This window comes from Prosthecobacter sp. GW821-HT29F12 (genome assembly GCF_058803405.1).
On sequence record NZ_CM179517.1, the window covers coordinates 2,000,018 to 2,025,470 of the forward strand.

General features: G+C 57.9%; 16 protein-coding genes. 10 read left to right on the forward strand and 6 right to left on the reverse strand.

The window, feature by feature from the left end:
- Nucleotides 1-40 precede the first annotated feature (40 nt).
- Together AC3RLQ_RS08215 and AC3RLQ_RS08220 are read left to right on the forward strand one after the other, a co-directional pair.
- Nucleotides 41-1,930 (forward strand): hypothetical protein, encoded by a 1,890-nt coding sequence (locus tag AC3RLQ_RS08215; RefSeq protein ID WP_493036052.1) that lies wholly within the window; start codon nt 41-43, stop codon nt 1,928-1,930.
- 113 nt (nt 1,931-2,043) lie between these two features.
- Nucleotides 2,044-2,943: a hypothetical protein gene (locus AC3RLQ_RS08220; protein ID WP_493036054.1), complete on the forward strand. Its 900-nt coding sequence runs from the start codon at nt 2,044-2,046 to the stop codon at nt 2,941-2,943.
- Between the two features lie 288 nt (nt 2,944-3,231).
- Here AC3RLQ_RS08220 and AC3RLQ_RS08225 read toward each other — a convergent pair whose 3' ends face one another.
- From AC3RLQ_RS08225 to AC3RLQ_RS08235, 3 genes are all read right to left on the reverse strand, one after another.
- The gene (locus AC3RLQ_RS08225; RefSeq protein ID WP_493036056.1) at nt 3,232-4,095 is read right to left on the reverse strand and encodes a hypothetical protein; all 864 of its coding nucleotides are present in this window, start codon (nt 4,093-4,095) and stop codon (nt 3,232-3,234) included.
- 46 nt (nt 4,096-4,141) lie between these two features.
- Nucleotides 4,142-7,630 carry a hypothetical protein gene (locus tag AC3RLQ_RS08230; RefSeq protein WP_493036058.1) on the reverse strand — a complete coding sequence of 1,163 codons (3,489 nt, stop codon included), beginning with the start codon at nt 7,628-7,630 and terminating at the stop codon, nt 4,142-4,144.
- An 83-nt stretch (nt 7,631-7,713) separates the two neighbouring features.
- Nucleotides 7,714-11,322 carry a hypothetical protein gene (locus AC3RLQ_RS08235; protein WP_493036060.1) on the reverse strand — a complete coding sequence of 1,203 codons (3,609 nt, stop codon included), beginning with the start codon at nt 11,320-11,322 and terminating at the stop codon, nt 7,714-7,716.
- A gap of 582 nt (nt 11,323-11,904) precedes the next feature.
- Between AC3RLQ_RS08235 and AC3RLQ_RS08240 the strand changes: the two genes are divergently transcribed.
- The 4 genes from AC3RLQ_RS08240 to AC3RLQ_RS08255 all read left to right on the forward strand — a co-directional run bounded on the left by AC3RLQ_RS08240 (nt 11,905) and on the right by AC3RLQ_RS08255 (nt 16,713).
- Entirely contained in the window at nt 11,905-13,923 is a 2,019-nt protein-coding gene (locus tag AC3RLQ_RS08240; RefSeq protein WP_493036062.1) for an alpha/beta hydrolase family protein, read from the forward strand.
- A 9-nt stretch (nt 13,924-13,932) separates the two neighbouring features.
- On the forward strand, nt 13,933-14,295 hold the full coding sequence (locus tag AC3RLQ_RS08245) for a DUF1493 family protein (RefSeq protein ID WP_493036064.1): 363 nt from the start codon (nt 13,933-13,935) through the stop codon (nt 14,293-14,295).
- An 88-nt stretch (nt 14,296-14,383) separates the two neighbouring features.
- Complete coding sequence (locus AC3RLQ_RS08250) at nt 14,384-14,938, forward strand: hypothetical protein (RefSeq protein WP_493036066.1); 555 nt, start codon at nt 14,384-14,386, stop codon at nt 14,936-14,938.
- 218 nt (nt 14,939-15,156) lie between these two features.
- A complete protein-coding gene (locus AC3RLQ_RS08255) occupies nt 15,157-16,713 on the forward strand; it encodes a hypothetical protein (protein WP_493036068.1) in 1,557 nt (518 codons plus the stop codon).
- Between the two features lie 437 nt (nt 16,714-17,150).
- Here AC3RLQ_RS08255 and serA read toward each other — a convergent pair whose 3' ends face one another.
- The gene (serA, locus tag AC3RLQ_RS08260) at nt 17,151-18,758 is read right to left on the reverse strand and encodes a phosphoglycerate dehydrogenase (protein ID WP_493036070.1); all 1,608 of its coding nucleotides are present in this window, start codon (nt 18,756-18,758) and stop codon (nt 17,151-17,153) included.
- Nucleotides 18,759-18,891: 133 nt separating this feature from the next.
- On the opposite strand from serA, the gene AC3RLQ_RS08265 reads away from it, so the two are divergent.
- The 3 genes from AC3RLQ_RS08265 (at nt 18,892) to AC3RLQ_RS08275 (ending at nt 21,792) form a co-directional block, all read left to right on the forward strand.
- Nucleotides 18,892-20,166, forward strand: a complete 1,275-nt coding sequence (locus tag AC3RLQ_RS08265; protein ID WP_493036072.1) for a coiled-coil domain-containing protein — start codon at nt 18,892-18,894, stop codon at nt 20,164-20,166.
- A gap of 72 nt (nt 20,167-20,238) precedes the next feature.
- Nucleotides 20,239-21,531, forward strand: a complete 1,293-nt coding sequence (locus tag AC3RLQ_RS08270) for an outer membrane protein assembly factor BamB family protein (RefSeq protein WP_493036074.1) — start codon at nt 20,239-20,241, stop codon at nt 21,529-21,531.
- A gap of 75 nt (nt 21,532-21,606) precedes the next feature.
- Nucleotides 21,607-21,792, forward strand: a complete 186-nt coding sequence (locus tag AC3RLQ_RS08275; protein ID WP_493036076.1) for a hypothetical protein — start codon at nt 21,607-21,609, stop codon at nt 21,790-21,792.
- A gap of 50 nt (nt 21,793-21,842) precedes the next feature.
- On the opposite strand, the gene AC3RLQ_RS08280 is transcribed toward AC3RLQ_RS08275, so the two are convergent.
- Nucleotides 21,843-22,964 (reverse strand): amidohydrolase family protein, encoded by a 1,122-nt coding sequence (locus AC3RLQ_RS08280; protein ID WP_493036078.1) that lies wholly within the window; start codon nt 22,962-22,964, stop codon nt 21,843-21,845.
- Nucleotides 22,965-23,247: 283 nt separating this feature from the next.
- On the opposite strand from AC3RLQ_RS08280, the gene gnd reads away from it, so the two are divergent.
- Nucleotides 23,248-24,690: a decarboxylating NADP(+)-dependent phosphogluconate dehydrogenase gene (gnd, locus tag AC3RLQ_RS08285; protein WP_493036080.1), complete on the forward strand. Its 1,443-nt coding sequence runs from the start codon at nt 23,248-23,250 to the stop codon at nt 24,688-24,690.
- 89 nt (nt 24,691-24,779) lie between these two features.
- On the opposite strand, the gene AC3RLQ_RS08290 is transcribed toward gnd, so the two are convergent.
- Nucleotides 24,780-25,253: a nucleotidyltransferase gene (locus AC3RLQ_RS08290; protein ID WP_493036082.1), complete on the reverse strand. Its 474-nt coding sequence runs from the start codon at nt 25,251-25,253 to the stop codon at nt 24,780-24,782.
- Between the last annotated feature and the right edge of the window lie 200 nt (nt 25,254-25,453).

Below are 25,453 nucleotides of genomic sequence, written 5' to 3' on the forward strand. Positions count from 1 at the left end.
TGTGTTTGCCACTTCTCTGAGGGCACAGTCTCCGAGCGGAGTGTTCACGCTGCTGCACACGAAGCCCTTTGTGGCGGAGGTGACGAGCGTGAGCAGCGGTGCGAGCGGCTTCAAGCTGGCGCTGCGGGCGGATGATGGCGGTGAGAGCAAGTTTGAGTACCTGAGCTCCATCCCGACGCCAGAGCAGCAGTTTGTGGCGCAGCTGAAGGCGCACCAGCGCTACGCCTTCCCGCAGTGCCTGATGGATTTCCTGGGGCTGGATGAAACGGTGAGGCTGATGCGCACGCTGCCGAGCAGGGCCTCTTTCTTTCCCTCAACGCCGAGTGTGCCGAGCGGGCTGATGGATCTGGGGCGCGAGCATCCCTTCCGGGCCACGGTGCTGGATCCGGGCCTGGGTGAAAAAAGCTGCGCGATGGTGCTGCAGGGCGCGGATTCGCGGCTGTATCTTGCGAGCGGCCCGTACACGAGCGACACGGCCCAAAAGATCGCCGAGAAGCTGAAGCGGGGTGAGATGTATGAGTTTCCCGCAGCGCTGGAGGATGTGCTGCTCTCCGAAGATCAACGCGCGGCGAAGGCGCGGCCCAAATCGCCCGAGATCGCGGTGCTGGGACGGTACATCGGAGCATGGAGCGGCACGCTGGAGAGTGATGCGACGGCGAAGGTACAGATGAACTGCCACTGGCTGGCGGATGGCACGGGCATCTGGCGGGAGCTGCGCTTTGACCATGAGGGGAGCGAGGAAGCTCCCACGCTGGACATTGCGCGTATCCGTTATGATGCGGGAGCGAAGGCTTACGTGAGCGCGGATCCTGCGGTGGGCGGTGCCGGGGCGCTGAGCAGCACCTGGGATGAGGCGACACGGACTTTCACCACAGCGCTGCCCACGCCGATGAACGGGCAGACGCGCATCAACTCGGCCACCTTTACCACGGAGGCCCGGATCGACTGGAAAACGGTGACGCAGGATGCAAGCGGCAAAGTGATCTCGACGAAGCGAGGCAGCTATGTGCGCACGGCCAAGAAGGTGCCGCCGGTGAAACTACGGACTGTTGGCGCGAAGGCCGTGCTTGCGGTGCAGCCTATCAGCGGGAACGGCAGCTACACGGCGATCTCCAGCACCTCTGGATTGGTGACCCCGCCGCAGAAGGTGATGGCACCGCATGCGCTGATGGAGCCTGTGATTTACACGGACCTTTTCAAGATGCGCGAGCTGCCGCCGTTTCGCGGGAAGGTCACTCACATTGAGTTCAATGCGAACTCGTTCACAGCGACGGTGGAGCGGGTGGATCAGCGGCAGGTGAACATCCATCACACGCGTGACGATGACTGGGAGCTGGCGCTGCGTCTTGCCAAGCGGCTCAATCCTGGCACGACGTATGAGTTTCCGGCGGCGCTGGCGGAGGAGTATCAGCCACCGGCGGAAGGGTCTGTGGCGCTGCCCAGCACCGATGCGATGCGCGCGCTTTCGGCCTTCATTGGCGAATGGAGCATGCACTGGACGACGGGTCCGGGCCGGGACCGGAATGACAAAATCACCGTGCATTACTTCTGGAGCAACGACGGTACGGGACTGTGGCGCGAGGTGCATCTGCCGGAGGGCATCCTCACGGGCACGGGCGGCGCGACGCAGGGGAAATCGAAGCCGTATGTGGAGGCCTCGCTCACGACTTATGATCCAGCGACCCAGAAATATGCTGAGACTTACTCCTCCTCCCTCAAGGGGGACGCAAGGCAGGAGGTGGAATGGGATGCGAAGACGCAGACTTATTCCATGGTCAAGAATGCGGTGCCAGGGGCTGCGGGCGTGCAGCATCGCGGGACGCGGCGGATTCTTTCACCGGAGCGCATTGAGTTTCACTCCAAGACGACGAAGGCTGATGGCAGTGTGCTGAGTGAAAGCGGCGGGTACTACAAGAGGATCGGGCCTTGAGGTGAGGGGGCTGGTGACGTGCGTGGCGAATCAATGAAATTTTGATGCCGTGCACGGTGAAACGACAAAAGGCTTGTCATTATTTTCGCCACCTGATAATTCGGGCGGATTCCATGAGCACGCCCAGCCAGCCTCTTCGTCAACCCGGTCTCATCGTTTACCTCTGCGGTCTCGGCACATCGGCGCTGGCGCTGTGGCTGGTGCAGATCGCGAATGACAACGGTGAAAATATCATGGGCTGGTATGCGAATGGGATCATTCCAGCGGGGGCGTTTCTGGTGGGGATCGCGAGCGGTGTGGGCTATGCCGTGGGATCGCGACTGCTGCAGGTGAAGCTGAGCAAGGCGTTTGTGCTTGGGATGCTGACCACGGCGGTGGTGGATTACTTCGCCGCGCACTATCTGACCTACCTGAGCATCATCGAGCTGCATCACATTCCGGCGGAGCGCTATGGGTTCATCGATTACTTCCGCGAGATCAGTGAAGGGATGTCCTTCAAGAGCCGCAGCTCGGGTGAGGCAGGCAGTCCGCTGGGGATGTGGGGCTACTTCTACAAGCTGCTGGAGATCTGCGGCTACGCGGGCGGTGCGATGGTGCCTTCGGCGCTGGTCTTTGGCATGCCTTACTGCAAGGACTGCCAGCAGTACCTCAAGAAACACCGCACCGGATACCTGCATGCGCCGGAGCAGTGGTCGGTGGTGAAGAAGCTGAAAAAGAAGGAACGGCTCGCGGCGCTGCAGGCATCGATCAAAGAGCTCATTGCACGCGCGAATGAGTTCACCGCGCCGATTGCCGCTGCGCCGCTGGCGGAGACGGAAGCGGCCCTTGCCACGCTGGATCAGACGATTCAGAAGGATGCTGCGGCACGCATTACTTACACTTTGAAGAAGTGCCCAAGGTGTGATGCGCACCACCTGGACTTGAACCTGTTTAATTACACGGAGGATAAAAAGGTGTCGAACTCGAACGTGGCGAAGATTGATAAGACGAAGGTGGTGGAGGCGGTGGCTTGAGGGGGATCGCGAATGCGGACTTCGGTGAGGGAGGTGGGATGAGATGGAGATGTCTTTGTGCTGAGCGGGGAAACGGGGACTGCGAGATCACGAGCTTCTTTGATGGGCGCGCATGCTTCGATTTAGCATTGCACCACAATCCTCTACGTTATGAATGGAACACATGATGTCTGGCATGTTTTTCTCGGTGAACTTTTGTTTTCAATCTGCAAGCGAGTGCAGTCAATCTAATAAATGCCTGCATGTTTTTTATCCCCATTTCTTGTATTGCTAGAATCGTGAAGTCATTTATTTGCCTGGTTTTCGAATGCGCAGAAAAACAATCACCAAAAAGAAGCAAAAAATGATGCCAAGTGAGGCCATCCATAAGGTGGCTTGCTGAACTCTCGCATCCACTGTTACCACCTGCTTACCCCTTGTTGCAGGGGAGGCTCCATTCATATTTGACTCAGCATTTTTGCTACTCTTGATCCGATCGATCATTTCAAGCAAATATCCTCGGAATTCCACGAGGAGCCCCGCATCATCCGGGCTACTTCGAAGCAACCGAAGCCACTCCAACGCTTCCTCGAAGGGTAATTGAGAACGATTTGTGCCTATCTTGGCAAGCGCCCTTGCCACTGAAAACGCCAGCCCAATGTCATTCATTTTTTCCCCCAATTTTAATATCCCGACCAGTGCATCTTCGTTTTCAGCCGACGCATGCAATTTAAGCAAGTCAGGAACACCAAGCAAAAGATCATACTCATAACCTGTCAAATTCTTAGGATTTTTTTTGACCAAATCAGCAGCTTTTTGAGTGTATAACTGAATAACCTCCGCGTCTATATCTTTCCTCATAGCCATTGCTTGAAGAACACCCGTCAATCCGCCTGACTTCTCCATTGAAATTTTTCCAGCCAGGGCAATCAAATACGGACCAAGATTAGGCTCGGTTTGAATGGCTTGTAAGCGACGCAGTTCTTTTGCCTCCCGAATTTTTTCCATCAACTCTAACTCTTTGGCATCCGCCGGCCTAGAATCGTCATACGAAAGATCCACCAGCATTTTAACATGTCGCATTTTCGCCTCATCCAAAAATGGATCCGCACGCGAAAGCTGCGCAGAAAGCCGCCCCAAACAGCATATTAACACTATTATGATGAGTCGCATTTCAGATTTATTTATTGTTCTAATCACAGACTCGCTTCATTAAGCATTAATAGTGAAATTTAAAGTTACTATCAATCATAATCTGCTGAACAGGAAAAATCCTCTTGGTGCCATTTATATCCATATTTTCACTAGTCCCACCCGGCAACATCAAATTATGAACCTTATTTACACCTCCAAGATAGTCCCCTTTTAAAGGACCTCCATAATGCCCTCTTTTGCTAAATAAATGAAATAACTCATGCGCCAGCACATAAGGAACACCTGCTGTTTGCGAAAAATTAATTATAGCATTGCCTAACACAACTTTGTTGGGATGCACATTGCGCGCAATGCCTCGCAAATGACCTCCCGTGGTATCACCTCGGTATTTTAAATTGAACACATAAAATACAACATAATCATCACCATTTTCGGGCGTACCTATCTTTCCAAGAGCTAATTCATCGGGAGATTCAGTTGGACCATCAGCGTTACTTGGAGCCTCCACCGTTCCGGTGTTACTCTTGATACTATCCGGAGTTGCCACAGGTCCTATCACCACACCTTTAATTTGAATTCCTGATTGCAGTAATCTTTCGTTTGCAACCTGAATATCACTATAAACTCTGGCAACTGCACTTAATCCTTTGTCCGCACTCGCACTATCTAACACAATAAAAGTCACAGGTATCGTTTTAAAAACTTTCGCCACATCAACTTGATATTCTATAGGAACCGGATTTGAATTACCCGCCCACGTAAGACTCTTGATTTTTAAAAATCCGCCGCCAGAAGCCTTGAAGACACGAGATTCTTTGGTGCTTGAGTTGTATAACAGCCCTCTTCCATTCCAATCTCTCGCCTGATCCCGGTCATAGTAGTCACTAACCAACAACAATGATTTACTTGATAACACCTTATTATAGTCATCCCACTGTAAGGATACGACATTGGGTGTTATATCTGGATCTCCGTCCGCATCATACGTTTGAACTATAATCGAACAATTTTGTATCGTGCTACCATCTTTAGCCCTGATTCTAATTTTAAACTGTTCCGGCTCAGTGCTGGCAAAATCAATTGTAGGCGGAGGTCCATCGTTCAAAGAATTTTCCAATTTAGCAATGTTCAAACGATTAGTTCCCTTAAATATTATAGGTTCAGGCCCCCCTGCAGTTGCAACCTTTTCTTGAGAACTCTCAGCTCCCACTTCGTCTGCGTAAACATTGTCTTGCAGAGGTGCACCCGGAAGGGGCGTTACATACTCTTCGGGCAGGTCGGGAACAGAGAATTCAATTTCTAAGGGCATCAGCCGGTAGCTGATAATCTGGTTCTCCACCTGGGGAGGGGTAATAATCAGACTATTTCCGTCGTTGGAGATCGCTGGGTCAGCGACAGTGGGTTGATATGTGACGCTTTGATTGCCTTCAGCGTCCTGACTAAATACTACGATACCCATCTCATCGCCAAAAATCATATCGCTCTCAGACGCATAGTCTTGAGTGCTTCCAGTGTATTTCTTTACAAGATACAGTCGGGTCCAAGGGACCTTCGGTGGGTTAGGAATCGTGGCTTTGACGATGGTGAATTTCGTGGCATCCCCGCCACCCTCATGGGTGAATGACCCGCCGGTGGAAGCGCTGACCCACGTCCTATAGAGCTCCATATTTCCGAAGAAAATCTGGGGAAATGCCTGTTGCGTGAGTTGTTCGGTGCCTCCAAAAGTTCCTGTATTGAATGCACCTCGCACAGCATCGCCTTGATCAGATGAATTTCCAGCATCCCACTCCGAAATACTTATGAATTCTACACCATAGTCATTATATGCTCTACCACTAAACCTTTTGTATATTGTTCCGCCGGGAAAAGGTTGGGTTTCGTCATAAAGGAAACCATAGCTTTTTATTGAGGCTAAGATTGCAGGGCCTGATCTGCTGGATGAATCAAAGATGCCGCTGCCAGCAAGAGCTTCTTCGACATCCGTGAAGCCGTCGTTGTCCTGATCCTGTCCGGCATTGGATTGGGAAGGATCGATGCCGAGCTTTAGCTCCTGGGCGTTGGGGACGCCGTCGCCGTCATCGTCGGCCTGAGCTTCTTTACCCTGATTGGGACCTCCGCCGCTGGGGTCGTTTCCGGCGAGGACTGTGGCTTCATCAGCGGTGCCATCGCCGTTGGTGTCGGCTAGGCGGGGATTGCTTCCGAGGTAGTACTCGCGCAGGTTGCACAAACGGTCGAGATCGGGGTCTGTCTGGACCGTGAAGGTGTAGTCGGCGAGGGCGCTCTGATACTGTGCAAGGGCCACCGTGTAGTCCTCTGGGCTGTAGTCCGCTGGGATTGGGGCCACCGGGGCCTGAGGAACAGTGACGGAATAGAAGAGAGCATAGCCTGCGTCGCCCGTATCGCGCAGATCGAGCTGGTAGCGGTACTCCCAAGAGTCGGGCATGCGATCGCCATCACAGTCGGTGTAGGAGGTGCGCATGATCGGTGGCACATACGCGGCTATGTAGGCCTCCCAGCCGTCGGGCAGGCCATTGGCATTGGCATCTGCCTGGATCTGCCACTCGGGGTGGTCGGTGAGCAGACCGTCGTCCGTGTCAAAGTCGGTGAGGAGGTAGATGCTGAAGTCCCAGAGCTGGCGCTGGGCCATCTCGCGCACGGTGCCCGGAAGGGTCTGCTTGAGGTGGGTGGCGAGGACCTGGGCATCGTTCAAGCCATCGCTGCGGCCGGAGCTTGCGGCGCTGAGGCTGAGGCCGAGCTGGATTTCTTCGAAATTCATCACGCCGTCGCCATCGTAGTCCTCCACGGCATCCGCAAAGCGGCTTTTGCTGAGGATGCCGGGATAGAGATCCTCCACGGTGTTGGGGATGCGGTCGCCGTCGATGTCGGCTGGATCGAAGATGGGCGTGCCCATGAGGTGTTCTTGCAGATTGGAAATGCCGTCGCCATCCAGATCATCGAGCGTGGCATCCTCGGCGCGCTGGTCCAAGGAGATGTTTAGCCATACCTGCACTGCCGCCAGCAGCTGAGAGGATGGTATGCCCGTCTGGGTGGCGAGCTGCACAAGGGGGGGGACTTGAAAGGCGAAGACCGTTTTCACCTGACCGAGATTTGCCAAGGCGTAGTCGTCAGGATTCGTGCCGGTCCATGGATAGGTATTGGCAGGACGCAAGCCTACTGCGGCAAGGCGATCGTAGAAGGGCTTGGCGATGGTCTTGAGCTGGCCGAGGGTGAGGGCGGCGTAGTCATCCCGCGAGACGCCGGAGGCGGGCGGAGCGAGCCAGTCGTTGACCATGGCATTGAGCGCGGTGCCAGCACCGCCGGGAAAAGCATCATTCATTTCCTGTGCCGCCTTTTGAGCGATGGTTTTGAGCTGACCGACATTGGCGACAGCAAAGTCATCCGAGTCAGCATCGGGCATGAGAGCGCCGCGAGTGCTCCACCAGTCCGGGGCAACGGCGGTGGCGCTTTGCAGCATGAGCCCGGCGAAAAGCAGCAGGGTGATGACTTCGCGCAGGAGTTGTCCGCGCAGGGTGCGGAGGGAATTTGAATTCATGGAGTCCAAGAAAAAGGTCCGGGGTCAGCAATCACTCGTAGCGAGGCTGGGGAGAATGCCGTGGGTGTGGCGGAGGCGGTGGATCAAGGCGCGGTGGGGTCCGGAACTCCGGGGGGGAGGGCCTTGAAATCGTCGCTCATGGGGATGTCTCCGGCGGGGGCGACGCGGATGGGCTGGCCTTTTTGGAGGTAGCGGGTGTCTGCGGCGTCCTGGGTGAGGATGGCGCTGTTTCCCCCGCCGCCGACCTGGCTGGTCTGGATGTAGCGGGTGTCTGCGGCGTCCTGAGTGAGGACGGTTTTGCCGCCTACGGTGAGGGTGCCGAAGACTTGAGTGTCGCCGTTACGCTTGATGACGAAGGCGTTGCTGCGGGCGTCTTCTGCGGTTCCGTTGCCGATGATGAAGATGCTGTCGCTGGCTTCTGGGGTGTCTGTTCCAATGTTAACTTCGTTAAATGATCCAAGCACCACCTGTCCCACGTGATTTGAATAAGCAGCCTCGCCAATGGCAATGCCACCTCGCTGTGCAGCAATACTTCCGTATCCTGAAGCGAAGGATTTTTCGCCCCCGGCAAACGAAGTACCAAGAGCGATGGAACGTAATCCAGAACTATTACCTGAACCAGCACCCATGCCAATAGAGATAGCGTATTGCCCCGCATAGGCACCCTGACCGATGCTTATACCAGTATTCTCGGCATTGGCTCCTGACCCTATTCTGACATCAAAGTCCCCAATCGCTATATTGGAACCCGAAACACGTAAGTAACGCTCATCTCCAAGAGCTTGGGTGACAACGCTGCCTGACTCATCCAGCGTCTGGTTGGTCAGCTTGAGCTTGGGGAGCTCGGAGGCCGTGCTGGCACTGGGGTTGAGCTTGACGGTGGAGGTGGAAGGATGGGCTGGATCATAGAGAACGAGGCCGAAGGCGCTGTCCACCACCATGGTGGGGACAAAGCTGGCGGCATTGGCGGGATCCACGCGCCACCAGACCCACTGGGCGGCACTACGGCCGAGCGCAGTGCCAAACATGGCCTGGGTGCCGGAATCGCTGAATTGCAGGATGGCCCCTGCGGTGGTTGGAGCTCCGTTTAAACTGCCGATGCTGATGATGTTGCCGGGAACGCCGAGATCACCGCCGACGGTGGCGAGGTTTTGCGGCTGAACCTGAGCTCCTGTCGGAGTTCCGGAATTGATGGTCTGACCATTGCTGAGTGTGGTGCTGCCGTTGACGTCATTGAGCATGCCGGTGGCATTGCCATTGACGGGATCGGTGACGGTGATGGTGCGCACGCCGCCGGCATTGGGGGCGCTGAGGGCCAGCTGCTGACCATCGTAATAACCCATATAGTAAGCATTACCGTCGTATTGATAATTATATCGCCATACTTGATTGCCGACGAGTATCGTGGCGGGACCGCTGCCGGGTGCGCCGCTGCCTGCAGTGGGAGCCGGATTTGGCTGCCAAGGCGTGTCGTTGGCATTGGGGTCAACGCTGTAGATGGGCATCGGCAACGAGTTGGAGGTGCCAGTTTGAAAGATGCCGTTGGTACTAAGATATATACCACTGGCGCTGGTGTTTGTGCGGTAGTCGGTCAATGTCACAGGACCCGGAACATTCGTCACTGGGTCAATTCTAATTTTGAGCAGACGGCGATGGTCATCTGGTGTGAGGGGTGCCGCTACAGGATCGGCGGTGTACACGGCATTCCGTGTATTGCCATAATAGGCGGCCGTGCTGGCGGGAGCGCCGTCATCCATCGTTGTTCCGAGGAAATTCCATACTTCGGTGCCCACATGCACAGCGGGCGCAAAGGGAGACTCATTGCCAGTGGGAATCTGCGAGCCATCTGTATGAGAGGGACATGCTGGCAGACGACTCTGGGTATTTTGCAGGTAAACAAGAAAGACTCCCACAGAGGGATCAAATGTGCCAGAAATGGGACTTTCTCCCTGGGTGCCTGAAACACGCATTGCTGCAGGATCTGTACCGTCCAAGCTCAGGCTGTCGCCCGCTGTGGGAAAGGAGGTGTATTGATTGGTGCCTGCGGTGCGCCGGTAAAACACGTCTCCAACCCAAAACGCCGGGGGGCCGGAATCGGGCGCAATGGCTGAGATGGCCACCCCCTGCACGGTAAAACTGCCGCCCTTTTGGAAATAAGCAGTGCCCGTGTGGATTTCTCCGTTGTGGTTTACCTGCACGCTCGCATTGGGAACAGATGCGGTGTTTCCACTGATGCTCACCGTCCCACCGCTGGTCAGGTAAACGTCTTTGCGATTGCCGCCGGCATCACCGTAGCCATTGCTGAAGGAGTAGGGAGTGCCGTCCACCCAAAGCGTGGCGACCGTGAAGAAAGGGGTTTCGCGGTTCGGCGCGCTGACCTCGACATCCCAGCCAGCGATGCTAAGCGGAGCGCCGTGCGCATAGCTGCCTACGCTGGTACCATTGAGGCTGATATCAGCACTGCCTGCATTCTGCATGAAATCGCGCACTGATCCCTTAAAGACCAGCGTCCTGCCATTGGAGTCAGGCCCATAGGTGTCGGTGACCACACCGGCCGTATCGATCGCCCCGGATTGCCAGCTCAGCAGTGTGCCGTTGAGATAGAGCGTCGCCTGAGTGAAACTGGGCGCGGTGCGTGCCTGCCACACTAAATTGTTGATACCCCCAGTGAAATCAGCGGAAAAACTGCCTGCATAGGGGTCTGATCCGGTAATGCGCTGTGTCGGCTGCGCATCACCCGCAGCCCATGAATAGGTGATTTGGACCTGGTCGCCAGCCGGGCTGGAATAGTTGTCCGTCCAGTGGGTGGACGTGGGATTGTTTTGAGCGTCAAAGGCGTAGCTAGCCGACCCCTGGCTAAAAGTGTAAGTGGCTCCAAGCAAATTGAGGCTGGCAAGCCCTGAAATGGGTGCTGCTGAGTAGCCATTGATATAAAAGTTTCCATTGATCTTGTAGCCCGTCAGATCGCCTGTAATACGGCCATTGGGATCCACGATGAAGGTGCCGACGTAGGGGCCGTTGTAGGAGGCCGACATTGAATAGGCCTCCGAAACGCTGCTGGATACTCCGCCATTGCCATCTGGCACGTAGGAAGTGAGCAGGGTACGTGAAATGTAATGCGCCCCATTTGGTGCAGTGTAATCGACAGTCTCGGTATCGTGCGCGTAATTCACGTACCACATTCCATTCACCACGCAGCCGCTCTCAGAGCCACTGAGAGTGCCGTCTGCTGCGACGGTGAACTGGTTAGTCTGGTTGCCATCGTAGTGGCTGTAGGTTTCGGTAACGACGGGAACAACCTGACCACTGGCATCTTTAATGTAATTGGTGAAGTAGTCGTACCAAGTGTAAACATGCCCATTGGGCAAGGTCAAATTTGCTGAGTTGGTAACGTGATTGTTTAGATACCACGTGCCATTCACAAAGTAACCCGTCTCCGTTCCGGTAACTTTCCCATCGGCAGCCACGTTAAGAGTGCCCTGTCCTGTGTAGACCTGCGTCGTGGTTGTGTCAACAGTACCTGCAGAAAGAGAAACTACATTGTTCGTGGTGGTGGTTACTGAAGTGTAGTTTACACCATTGAATGTCAATGCAATGTCACTGGTGGTCACCTGCGCCTTGTCATGATAGACACCGTTTTGCAGGTAGCCATTGATGGGCACCGCGCCCCTGCTGCCAGTGACCGTCGCCAAAGTCGGGTTAGCGACTAATCCCGTCACAATGAGTGTGTAAACTCCACCCGCCGTATTCCTGTAGCCATCGTTACGCTGGGGAGAAGCCGAATTGGATGTGTACCAAGCGTAAGTATAGTTGAACCCTCCAACGGGCACCACGAAAGTGGTGCCACCGAAGGTGGGACCAGCATAAGAAGGGGTCACCCACAACAAAATACTGATTAGAAATAAAAGGAAATCTACACGGTGTTGTTTCATAGGTCTAGGCAAAGGGCGTATCCATTCTCATGTGAGTTATGTTTTTCAAACCAAAAATACATCAAATATTTGTGTCAACTAAAATAAATCTTTATCTTATTGACAATAAATCATGTAAAATGCAGCGGTCTTTTTACCGCAGCCCATCCCTCGGCCTCTCCCCAATCTTTTTATTAACAACTGCAATTCTTAAGGGATTTGGCGGGGATATATAATGGAGCATCTCAGCAGGTGGAAACGCAGCTGGGAACTAGTGAATGCGGCGTGATGGCTTGTTTGTGAGCTTGGTGATGAACTTGGCGGGTTTGGGGCGTTTGTTTGGGCTCTCTCTTTTTCCCAACCATGAAATCCAAGCTGCTTCTCCTTGCCGTTCTCGCGTCGTCCATTGTCCGTGCTGAGGACAGCCGTCTGCAGGCGCCGAAGGATCTGAACGGGTATTTTCCTTTCAATCCGCCGTCTTCGCTGAGTGAGTGGGATGCGCGGAGGGATTATGTGAGGAGGCAGATCCTGGTGGCGGAGGGGCTGTGGCCGATGCCGACGAAGACGCCGCTGAATGCGGTGGTGCATGGGAAGGTGGAGGGGGATGGCTTCACGGTGGAGAAGGTTTACTTTGAGAGCGCGCCGGGATTTTTTGTGACGGGGAGCCTGTGGAAGCCGAAGGTGATCAAGGGCAAGGTGCCGGGGGTGATGTTTGCGCACGGGCACTGGAAGGATGCGCGGCTTTCGATTGAGACGGATGCGAAGGTGCGGGCGGAGATCGCGGCGGGGGGCGAACGCTTTGAGCGGGGCGGGAAGAGCATTTTTCAATCGCTCTGCGTGCAACTGGCGCGGATGGGCTGCGTGGTGTGGCAGTGGGACATGCTGAGTGATTCGGACTCGGTGCAGATCCCGCGCGAGATCGTGCACACGTTTGCGAAGCAGCGGCCGGAGATGAACACGGCGGAGAACTGGGGGCTGTACAGTCCTCAGGCGGAGGCTCATTTGCAGTCGATCATGGGTCTGCAAACGTGGAACGCGGTGCGGGGGCTGGACTTCCTGCTGTCTTTGCCAGAGGTGGATCCGGAGCGCACGGCGATCACGGGTGCGAGCGGTGGTGGGACGCAGACGATGCTGCTGGCGGCGATCGATGACCGCATCAAGCTTTCCTTTCCGTGTGTGATGGTGAGCACGGCGATGCAGGGTGGCTGCACGTGCGAGAACACTTCGCTGCTGCGGATCGGCACGGGGAATGTGGAATTTGCGGGGCTCTTTGCGCCGAAACCGCAAGGGATGAACACGGCGAACGACTGGACGAAGGAGATGGCGACGAAGGGCTTTCCGGATCTGCAGAAGCTGTACACGACCTTTGGCAAGAAGGACAATGTGTTCCTGCTGCGCGGGGAGCATTTTCCACACAACTACAACGCGGTGACGCGCTCTGCGTTTTACACGTTTGTGAACAAGCATTTCAGCCTGGGGCTGGAAGCGCCGGTGATCGAGAAGGACTATGAGCCGCTGACGAAGGAGCAGCTGACGGTTTGGGATGAGAAGCACCCTGCCCCGAAGGCGGCGGATCCGGAGTTTGAGCGAAAGCTGCTGAAGTATATGACTGCGGATGCGGAGAAGCTGCTGCGTGAGGCGGACCCGAAGGTGCTGCGCGAGGGCATCGAAGTGGTGATCGGCCGGACGTATGACAAGGCGGGCGAGGTGGAGTGGACGCTGAAGGACAAGCAGGACCGTGGGGACCACCTGGAAATGACGGGCACACTAACGAACAAGACCTACAACGAGGAGCTGAGCGTGACGTGGCTGTACCCAAAGGAGTGGAACGGGCGGGTGGTGATCTGGCTGGATGACGCGGGCAAGGCCGGCATCGCGAACGCGCAGGTGAAGGAACTGGTGAAGGGTGGCGCGGCGGTGCTGGGGGTGGATCTGCTGTTTCAAGGCACCGAACTGGCGAAGCAGAACCGGCTGGTGGCGAATCCGCGTGAGTTTGCGGGATACACGTATGGCTACAACAGCGCGCTGTTTGCGCAGCGTGCGCATGATGTGCTGACGCTGACGAGCTTCCTGCGGAACACGAAGGTGGGAACGCACCCGAGTCCGAAGTCGGTGTGCATCGCGGCGCTGGGTGAACAGACGGGGCCGATCGCGCTGGCTGCGCGTGCGGTGGCGGGTGAGGCGATCGACCGGGCTGCGTATGACACGCATGGCTTCCGCTTTGGGAAGATTCTTGATTACCGTGATCCGATGTTTCTGCCGGGTGGTGCGAAGTATCTGGATCTGCCAGGGATGATCAAAGTGCAGGGGCCTTACCTGAGCTGGGTGCGTGGTGAGGGCAAGGATCCGGAGGCAGGGCTGGTGGAGTGGCTGCTGAAGTAGCCGGGGCTCATGCAAAATTTGGAAGAAAGCGTCATTGAGTTTGTGGCCTCCTTCACGGGATCCAAGGCTGAGCGCAGCCACCTCCAGACAACGTTGTACGGCGATCTCGGTGTCGCTGGCGATGATGGATGGGATTTGATCCAAGCCTATGGGAAGAAATTCCAAGTGGATTTGACGGAGTTCCAGTCCGAACACCATTTTGGCAGCGAAGGAGTGAGCATCCTAGCGCCGCTTAGCCTGCTATGGATGATCCTTAGCCATCCGTTTCGTGAGAAGCGTTCTCCAGAAGAGGAGTCAAACTTGCAGGCCGTTCGGATTCGTGACCTGATCACATTCGCACGCGCCGGACGCTGGATGGTCAAAGCAGATTGAAGATGCAACTGCCGCTGATGATGTGACCTAGGCCTGGGGTGGAGACCCCATGGCGGATGGAGGGGGCGCTTTTTAGGCTGTGCTCACCATGAAACCCCTCCCCTTCTTCCTTTTTGCGGCAACGCTGGCTTGTTGTTTTTCTGTGTCTGCTCAAACGGGCAGCCCTCCGGCCAAGGAGGTCACGACGAATGCTCTGGGGATCAATGTGGTGCCTGATGGCGTTGTGTTTTATCTCGGCCATACGTACCTGATTCGCAATGGGCGGGCGGCTTTGGTGGATGCGATCCTGGTGCCTGAGGGGCAGGTGCTGACGCCGGAGGGGCGGCTGGTGACCTTGCCGACGGACTTCGTGGAGGATATCAGCCCGACGGTACGGGAGGGGCTTTTTGCCATTGGTGGGCAGGCGTATTTGATTCGCGATGGCCGGATGACGAAAGTGAGCGCCAAGGTGGTGCCGGAGGGCAAGGTGCTGGCGGCGGATGGCCGGCTGCTGCCGCTGCCTGCGGACTTCAGCGGTTTTGTGCTGGATCGTGCGCCGGACGGCACGGTTCTGCCGACACCACCGAAGCTTTCGGGGCCACAGGTTCTGCCGGGTCAGTCCGGGGTGCCTCAGGTGGAACAGGGGCAGGTTGGGAAGAAGTGAAGGCAGGAGCGCGGTGGCTGCTGGAGGTGGGATCTGCACTTTGGGGACCTGCACTTTGGGGACCTGCACCTTGGAGAAGATGAGCGTGCTGCCACCACGGGTGGCGGAAAGTAGGAGCCATGGTCATCTGCTTTTACCTGCAATCTGGGGCTGAAAGCGACGTGTATAGGGGGATGAAGCATCCCAGCTGGCTCAATTCGCGAAAATCACCCATGTCCATGCGACGGCTCTCACTGGCCAAAAGCTTGCTGCCGTGCCTTGGCTTCGTGATCGCATTCCCGGCGCTGCTGCTGGCGCAAAAGGCGCCGCTGGAACGCCCGGCCGCGCCTGCATTGAAGAAGGGAGAGAAGCAGCTGTTTGTGGATGATGAAATGATCCTGGCCAAGCGGGGGCTCACGCGGGTGGTGTACCCGGCGAAGAAGCTCGAACATCCGGTGCTGGAAGCTGAGATGCCGTGGGAGGTGATTGAGGAGGGCGGCATTGTGGACAAGCGCGTGAACATCTATGGCACGGTGCTGCGTGATGAGGCCACAGGCGGGTTCAGGATGTGGTATGCGGATCCGGGCAGCGTGCTCTATGCGACTTCCAAGGACGGCATTCACTGGGAGCGGCCGATTCTCAAGATCGCAGGCAAGACGAATGTCACGAACCTGAATCTGCACAGCCCGAGCATCATTGAAGACAAGTTTGAGACCGACCCGCAAAAGAGATACAAGGCGGTCGGCAATGCCAGTAAAGGGGTGGATGCGGCCAAGCTACAGAGGCTCAAAGACAAGTTTGAACTGGTGGATTGGTACCGGGACAAGACGCATCGCCTGTATTATGCGGCGCATTCACCGGACGGCCTGCGCTGGACGCTGGCCCCCGAGCCGATTTTGCTGGGTTGCGATACCATCACGCTGTCGCAGGATCCAGTGACGGGTGAGTACCTGGCCTTTCATAAACGACAGGGTGATCCGCGGGTGGTCGGGATACGGCAGGTGTTTTTGTCGGTGAGCAAGGACATGCAGCACTGGTCGGAGCCGCAGCCCGTCATGGTGGCGGATGAGATCGACAACAAGGCCGCCAGGAAGCTCAAGGGCGGCACCTATTCCGAGTTCTACAATCTGTCTGCGTTTGCCTATGGCGGGCAGTGGCTGGGATTCGCCACGCCGTTCCGCCGGGTGGAGCCGCCTTCGGCTTTGTTTGGCAATGACGAGGTGAATGGACACAAGCGATCGGCCACGGGCATCATCGATGTGCAGCTGGTGCACAGCCGTGATGGCCGGCACTGGCACCGGTGCTCAGACCGGAGTCCGGTGATCGCTCTGGGACCGCATGCGTATGATGCCGGGAGCATCTTTGGCCTGTGCAACTCGCCGGTCATCGTCGGCGATGAGATGTGGATGTACTACACGGCGGTGACGACGCCTCATGGCGGGCTGGCACCGGAGAAATCGCAGTCGATTGCGCGGGCTGCATGGCGGCTGGACGGGCTGGCTTCTCTGCAAGCGAAGGAGAAGGAAGGGACCGTGGAAACGCATGCGTTTGTGCCGACAGGAAAGGCGCTCTTTGTGAATGCGGATGTCAAAGGCGGCAGGCTGAGCGTGGAGGTTTTGGACGTTGGAGGGAATGTCATCGAAGGGTATGACAAGGAGTCCGGCGTGATCGAGAAGCAGGATGGGGTGAAGTTGCCAATGCGATGGAAGGGTGCGGAGGGCCTGCCGGCGGGAGTTCCTATTCGGCTGAGGTTCCATTTGGAGAATGGGGATTTGTACAGCTACGTGATTGATTAAAAGCTGCACGTGGGAAGAAACGCAGCTCTTTGCCCAGGTGGAACGAAACACGGTGTATCCGGCGGCCCAAGTGGAGCGTGTTTGAGGGTTGCTCGGAGCCACTGGATGTTGCGTGGGCGTGGAGGGATCGGGACGATCCCTCTCCTTTGGAGGGCTGACGCGTTGGAGGTGCGACGCGAAGGCGACGCAAGGGCTGGCATCGCTACGCGATGCCTTGATCGATAGGAAAGCTATGTCGGTGAACGAGGGGTGTCGCTGCGCTCAACCCCTCGCTACAGGCTTTGATGGCTCCGCCATCAACCGGACCCGGGAGGCGTTTGCATGGGCACTCAAAGGCGCTTGATGAGGCGCGACTCCGTGAATATACGAATGCTCCCTTCAGTCCCCGATGCGGCACTGCAGCATCGAGGACGAGTAGGAGGACGATTCGCTGGTGCTTAGACGGCCACGCAGTGGACCTTGCTGATGCCCTGGATTTTTTCCAGTTCGGCGAGGACTTCGGCGCTAGGGGTGGAATCGAGGGTAAGGAGCGTGAAGGCTTTGCCGGATTCCTTGTCGCGGCTGAGGCTCATGTCGGCGATGTTGACGTTGTTTTTGCCGAGCGTGGTGCTGTAGGCGGCGATCATGCCGGGGCGGTCGATGTTCTCGATGAAGAGGAGCGTGCCTTCGGGACGGGCTTCGATGCGGTGGGTGTTCACCTTCACGATGCGGGGCTCGTTGCCGAAGAAGGTGCCGGCGATGCTGGCGGTCTCGGTGTCGTTTTTGGCGATGACTTCGATGAGGTCGGTGAATTCGCTGGCATCTGGCAGGCGGCTTTCGGTGAAGCGGAGGCCGAGGTTGTCGGCGACGCCGTTGGCGTTGATGTAGTTCACCTGCTCGGCACCGACGGCGCGCTCGAGGAAGCCTTTGAGCACGGCGCGGGAGATGAGGGTGGTGTCGCCACCGCCGACTTTGCCGCTGTAATTGATGCGGACGACGTTGGCGCGGGAAGGGGCAAACTGGGAGACGAGGCGGCCGAGGAGCTCACCAAACTTGAGGAAGGGGCCGATTTCGGCGAGCACCTTGGGATCGACGTTCGGCATGTTCACCGCGTTGACGACGGTGCCCTGGAGGAGGTGGGCCTTGATGACTTCGGCGATTTCGATGCCGACGTTTTCCTGGGCTTCTTCGGTGGAGGCACCGAGGTGGGGGGTAAAGACGGTGTTTGGGGCGCTGAGGAGGGGGTAATCGGCCGGTGGGGGCTCGACTTCGAAGACGTCGAGGGCGGCGCCGGCGATGGTGCCGTCGGTGAGAGCCTGGGCGAGTGCGGCGTCGTCGATGAGGCCGCCGCGGGCGCAGTTGATGATGCGGCAGGTCTTCTTGAGGGAGGCGAGACGCTTGGCATTGATCATGTGCTTCGTCTCCGGCGTGAGCGGCATGTGCATGGTGATGTAATCAGCCTGCACGATGGCGGCATCGAGGTCCTCGCAGAGGGTGACTCCGAGGCTTTCGGCGCGGTTCTTGGAGAGGTAGGGATCGTAGGCGACGACGCTCATGCCGAAGGCCTTGGCGCGCTTGGCGAACTCGGCGCCGATGCGGCCCATGCCGAGGACGACGAGGGTCTTTTCAAACACTTCGGTGCCCTTGAACTTGGCGCGGTCCCATTTGCCGCTGACGATGGTGGCGTGGGCCTGGGGGGTCTTGCGGGAGAGGGCCATCATGAGGGTGAAGGCCTGCTCTGCGGTGGAAATGGTGTTGCCGCCGGGGGTGTTCATGACGACGACGCCGCGCTTCGAGGCGACGGGGACGTCGATGTTGTCCACGCCGACGCCCGCGCGGCCCACGACCTTGAGGTTGGGGGCGGCTTCGAGGACCTTGGCGGTGACTTTGGCGCCGCTGCGGACGATGATGGCGTGGGCATTGCGGGAGGCCTCGATCATGGCGTCCTCGGCCTTGAGATTCATGTTCACCTCAACAGAGAAGGACGGCTCCGCTTTGAGCAGGTCGATGCCTTTGCTCGAAATGGGGTCGTTGTTGCCGGCGATGAGGATGTTGAACTTGGACATGTTGGGGTTGGGGGGAAAGGGGGCGCAAACTAGCCACCTTTATCCGCCGCTCAAGGAGCAATGCGTGCTGGACAGAATAGAGTGTGAGCGTTCATATAGTGCTATGTTTGCAGGAACTACGTTAGAAAAAGCAATGCTCGGCACCGGCCCCATTGTCCCTGAGACGACATTTTATGCCGTGGCTGCCGCCGCCGTCCTGCTGCCGATGCTGGTTACTTGGCTGGTGATGAGGGGCAAACTGAAGCGTTTGGAGCGCGAATCGAGCGCAGCACTGGAGCAACTGCGCACGGAATCCGGGGCGGCGCTGCAGGCGGCGCAGGCCAAAGCGGCCGCCGAGGCTGCGGAATATGCCCGAAACAGCTCTGCGGCCGCAGCGAGCTTTGCGGATCTGCAGCAGCGCTTTAGCACGCACCGGGAGGTGGCGGAGCGCCGTGCGAACGATGCCTCCCAGCAGATCACGCGCCTGGAGGCGGATCTGGCGGCGACGCGGGAGGTGGCGGCCCAGCTGGTGCCCACGCAGAGCCGCATCAAGGATCTGGAAACAGCGCTGGCGGCCGAGCAGGGTCGGATGCAGGCGCAGGAGCAGGCCATCGCGGCGACGAATGCGCGGGCGGCTGACTTTGAAAAACGGATGATCGAGGCCCAGGAACTGGTGATCAAGCACAAGGCGGAGATGCAGTCCTACCTGGTGGAATTGAAGAAAGTCCGTGATGAGCAGGCGGCCTACGCCGCCGCTGGTGGTGCCGAGGCGGAGCTGACCAAGGCTCGCGAGGCCACCCAGGTGGCCGAGGGGAAGATCACCAATCTGCAGCGCGCGCTGAAGGCGGCGGAGGCGCGGGTGGAGATGGTGCAGAAGGAATTCATGAATGCGGTGGGCCTTTCGACCGCCCCGAGCCCGAATACGTCTGCGAGTGCCAGCGACAAAAAACTGCGCGAGCAGGAAGAAAAGCTGGCCCAACTGGAGGCTGAATCGCGCAAGCGTGCACGTGAAGATGGGTACAAGATCGCGGAGCTGGAGTATCGCCTGAGCGAGGCGCTGGAGGCGGTGAAGAATGCGCTGGTGGATGCCAAGTCCAAGGTGGTAGAACCAGCGCCGCCGGTGGTGGAGCAAGCTGCGCCCGTGGCGGAGCCCGTGCCGCCGCCCGCCGTGGTAGTGAATGAGGCCCCGAAGGTGGAGCCTGCGAGCAGCGAGGTGGCCAAGGATGAGGCTGCGGTGGTGGATGCACCTGTGGCAGAGGTGCCGGTTGTGGAAGCTTCCGTGACAGATTTACCGATGGCCGTTTCCCACGAGGCAGGCATACCGATGACCCCGGCGCCCGAGACTGGCATCCTGATGGCAGAGATTCCTGTGGCAGAGACCCACGCTCCGGAAGTTCCGCCGCCTGCCGCGACGGACACACCTGTTTAATTCGCACTTCTCCCATTTAGTGGGGCCTCTTGGGGCAATTTTTTTCCAACCAGCCACGTTCTATCCGCTCGCATGAAATTCACTCTCGCATTCATCACCCTGTTTTCTGTCACTGCACTTTCGGCTGCGGACTGGTCGCGTTTTCGCGGCCCGAACGGCACCGGAATTGCCAACACGACCGGCCTGCCTGCGGTGGTGGATGACAGCACGACGGTGTGGAAAGTGCCGGTGGGCAAAGGCTGGTCTTCGCCGGTGCTGTGGCAGGACATGGTGATCGTGACGGCGGAAACCGGCCCGACAAAGCGTGCGGTGATCGCTATTTCCGCGAAGGACGGTAAGGAGCTGTGGAAGCATGAGGAGGAGTTTGTCCCGCACCCGATTCACAAGACCTACAACACCTATGCGAGCAGCTCCGCCTTTGTGGATGCGGAGCGCATTTACATCAACTGGAGCAGCGGCACGAACATCCAGGCGCTGGCGCTGGATCACACGGGCAAGCTGCTGTGGCGCAATGACCATGTGGCGGATTACATCCATGAGCACGGCACGGGGATCTCTCCGGTCGTGGTGGACGGCCTTATGATTGTGCGCAGCGAATTCGACTGGCAGCGCGATGGCAAGGTGTACACCGAAGATCCTGCGCAGCAGAAGTGGCAGAGCTGCATCGTGGCGCTGGACGTGAAGACGGGCAAGCAGGCGTGGAAGCTGGACATCCCGAACTGCCTGAACACTTTCTCCACGCCGGTGGTGCATGAGCTGAAGGGCGGCGCGAAGGAACTCATCTGCGCGGACACGACCAGCGGGGTGATGGGCATCGCGCTGAAGACGGGCAAGATCAACTGGCAGCACAATCCGGGCTACAAGCAGCGCAGCCTGGGCTCCGGGGTGATCAGCGATGATTTCTACTTCTGCACCTTCGGCACCGGCGGCGGTGTGAAGGAGATCGCGGCGCTGGACCTCAAGAGCGGCAAGCCGGTGTCTGTCCCTTTCGACATTCCGAAGGGCCTGCCGTATGTCCCCTCCCCTCTCGTGATTGGCGAGTACATGTACCTGCTGGGAGACGGCGGCATCATGCGCTGCGTGGAGTTCAAGACGGGCAAGGTGATCTATGAGGAACGCATCGAAGGCACCGCAGGCAGCGCCAAGTTCTTCAGCAGCCCGGTGGCGGGCGACGGCAAGATTTTCTGCGCCAGCCAGCAGGGCGATCTGATCGTGATCAAGGCGGGGCCGAAGTTTGAGAAGATCGCGGCGAGCAAGCTGGACGGCCCGGTGAATTCCGTGCCTGCGATCGGTGACAAGCGGATCTACGTGCGCACGGCGAACTCGCTGTACAGCATCGGGGCCAAGGGGCAGCCGGTGCCTTGAGTCACATCTGATAAGGCAAGTCCGATTCCTGCCTTACGCTGAACCCTGTCAGCAGCTCTCTATTCCAATAAGATCATGCCAGACAATGATCAGATGCTTTACCATGCCATCGTGTGGCGCGAAGGTCCGGATCAGCAAGGCGAGCGCGTTACCATTTTTGCAAAAGATTCAACAGAGGCCAAAAGGCTGCTGGAGAAAAAATACGGCAAGGGCCATGTCTATAATTTGCATAATGAGGAAGAAGCGCAAAAGCCGCGCTAAGTGCATGGCCCAGTAAGTCACTAAGAAGCGAATCGACAACGCATGCCTCTTCAGCGAGTCAGCACCGGCACAGATTGCCGCACTTCGGCAGGTGACGCCTCGGCCTTCAGCACCGCGCCCTGTTTGGGCAGGATGGCGAGGATGTTGTCGTGGGCAATGCGTTTGGCGGTTTCCGGCTTCATGGCATCCAACAGAACGTAGTAGCGCTGCATGACGGGGGCGTAGTCGTGGAAGCGGCCGACTTTGTCGGAGCCGATGATGAAGCGTGCGGGGTATTTTTCGAAGAGGGCGAGCCACTCGGCGACGGGTTTGCCGTCTTTGACGAGGCAGGTGTCATAGAGGACCCAAGAGATGTCGATGCTGAGGTTTGAGTAGGTGGCCAGCATGCGGTCGATTTCCTGCATGAGGGTGGGGACGTCCACGCGGCGGCTGATGCCGGCGTGGCACCAGACGAATTTGGTTTTGGGGTGCGTCGTGACGGCTTCCTCGAACTCGTGCAGGTAGATGGGTTCGCGCTTCCAGACGGAGGAGGCATTGGAGTGGACGAAGACGGGGAGATCGAGCTCGGCGGCGAGCTCGTAGATGCGGTGGAGGGAGGCGTTGTTGGCCTGCGCCGTTTCGCCGTAGGTGAGGGCGGAGAGGTCGTCATGGCGGGTCATCACCTCGCCGATGCCCTGCCAGAAGCCGGGGTTCCATTCGATCATGCGGCGGACGTGATCGACGGCGTTGCGGTCGGCACCGTTGAAACCGCAGATGATGGGGTGGAAGTGTTTGCGGTCGGCTTCGGGGAGGGCCTGGATCTCGCGCGCGACGAGCATGTCGGTCGCGGAGTACCAGTAGCAGCGGGCGTCGTCCTCCAGGTAGTATTGGGGCTGCTGGGGCTCGGATTCGGACCACTGCTTCACCACGGGCATGCCGCTGACGACGGCATCGGTGACGCCAGATTTTGTCATGGCCCGGAGCGCGGCGGCGGCGCCGTCGGTGCGCTGGAGGAAATCGACCAGGTGCAGGTGGCAGTCTGCCATGGTGTAGCGGACGGGTTCAGGCTCCACGGGGACCGCAGCGGGGGGCTGGGCGGGAGTGGGGCTGGCAGGCTTTTTTTGCAGATCCCGGGCAAGGAGTGCGGTGACAGCCAGACTGAGCACAATGGGGAGAACGAGGGTGATTTTCATGGAGTCAGGGGGACCGCGGATGTTGCGCAGCAGAAATTCGTGCCCTTTGAGCCGGAGGCGGCAGAGTCATCCCGGCATAAGGGCCGGATTTCTCTCTCTTTGGGGCGACGTGGCAGTGCATGCGGATGCAGGGTGAAACGCGAGGTGCGCAGGGATAAACGAAGGCGCGGTGAGGGCACAACCGTAAAAACGTGCCGATTCCCATCAATCCGGCTCATGCCAGGCATGAGGAAAATCCCCTTTGCCAAGCCGGAGGGGGCGGGTATGTCTGCGGCCCCTAAATATGAGCAAAAAAAGTGACTTCGGATTGATCGGCCTCGCTGTGATGGGCCAAAACCTCGTTCTCAACGTGGAGAGCCGCGGCTTTCAGGTGAGCGTCTTTAACCGCACCACCAGCGTGACGGATGAGTTCGTCTCCAAACACCCCGGCAAGGCCCTCGTGGGCTGCCACACGCTGGAAGAATTCGTGCAGAGCCTCGCCCTGCCGCGCAAGATTCACATCATGGTGAAATCCACCGCCGTGAAGGACACCGACCGTGACGCCGTGGACGCGGTGATCGAGCAGCTCCTCCCCCTTCTCGACAAGGACGACATCATCATCGACGGCGGCAACAGCTTCTACCAGACCACGGAGCGCCGTGACGCCTACCTCGCTGGCAAGGGACTGCGCTTCATCGGCGCGGGTGTTTCCGGTGGTGAAGAAGGTGCACGCAAAGGCCCCTCCATCATGCCCGGCGGCCCTGCCTCCACCTGGGAAGTGATGAAGCCGATCTTTGAAAGCATCGCCGCGAAAGTGGACGGCGAGCCTTGCGTGATCCACATCGGCCCTGGCGGCGCGGGTCACTATGTGAAGATGATTCACAACGGCATCGAGTACGGCGACATGCAGCTCATCTGCGAAGCCTACAACATCTTCAAGCACGCGGGATTCACCACCGACGAGATGGCCGCCATCTTCAACGAGTGGAACGAAGGCGACATGCAGAGCTACCTGATCCAGATCTCCGGCAAAGCGCTGGAGCAGAAGGATCCTGAGACTGGCAAGCCGATCGTGGAACTCATCGTGGACAAGGCCGGCCAGAAGGGCACGGGCCAGTGGACTCTGATGAACGCCGCTGAAAACGCCGTGGTGATCAGCACCATCAACGCCGCTGTGGAAGCCCGCATTCTTTCCTCACAGAAGAAGCAGCGCGTGGCTGCCAGCACGCAGCTCACCGGACCGACCGTTAACATCACGACGGACAAGGCCGAACTGGTGAAGAAGGTGCACGACGCCCTCTACGCCTCCAAGATCATCAGCTACGCCCAGGGTCTCGACCTTATCCAGACGATGGGTGCGAAGAAGGACTGGAAGCTGGATCTGGGTCGCATCGCCGCCATCTGGCGCGGGGGTTGCATCATCCGCGCCCGCTTCCTGAACCGCATCACGGATGCGTATCGCACGAACGCCAGCCTGGCCAACCTGATGCTGGATCCGTTCTTCAAGGACGTGCTCAGCAGCACGCAGCAGAACTGGCGTGAAGTGGTCAGCATCGCAACGCTGAACGGCATCCCCGTCCCTGCGTTCAGCGCCAGCCTCGGCTACTACGACAGCTACCGCGCGGCACGTCTGCCTGCTAATTTGCTGCAGGCGCAGCGCGACTTCTTCGGTGCTCATACTTATGAGCGCACGGACAAGCCTGAAGGCCAGATGTTCCATACGGAATGGCCTGAGGTGATTGGCTGAGGTACTTTATGACTCCAGTTGCGGCGCAACTGGGCTACTTTGAAGGCGGCTGGGGGTGACCCGGCCGCTTTTTTTGTATCCTGCGCGGATCAGTCCAGTGAATGAGGATCGCTTTGCAACTTGCGCAGGGCCATGGCATCCAGCTTGTCCTTCTCGCGCACTGAGTTTTCTTTCCAGCCTATTAAAGATGCTTTTGACGCATACCGAATCGATAGCTCACGCAGCATCCATGTATCGGCGTCGACGATCACATCTGCGTAACGTCGTCCAGTCATGCGCGTGAAGATGTCGATCTGACATTGCTCAGTCTCTTCCACGATGCGGATCGCACCTTCACCTTCGTAAAAGTCAGCCGGTGTGAGTTCAGAAGCAAAACCTTCTCCGTAGCCGCTGAGGGTGGCGAGCAGAAGACCGATATTTTCAGCACTGTCCTCGATCAGCAGATCCACATCTTCTGTGAAGCGGACGTACCCTTGCAGAGTGACAGCAATGCCACCCACCACAATAAACTTAACGCCTCGCTCAGCGAGCAAGACCAACAACTTTTCGAACGAGGGTTCCATCGTTTGGGGGTGGTGACCATTTCCCGCCGCGCAGCAACAGCGCATTGCGCCGAAGCATCTCCAGCCGCTGCAATGGCGGCACGCGCGACAGACTGCCGCCCACGCGCTTTTTTAGAGGCTCCGTCAGGTCATTTACCATGGAGGACTTTACGTTCTCAGGCCTGGAAGGCAAGATCGGAGAAGTGGCCAGGCTTTAGCAA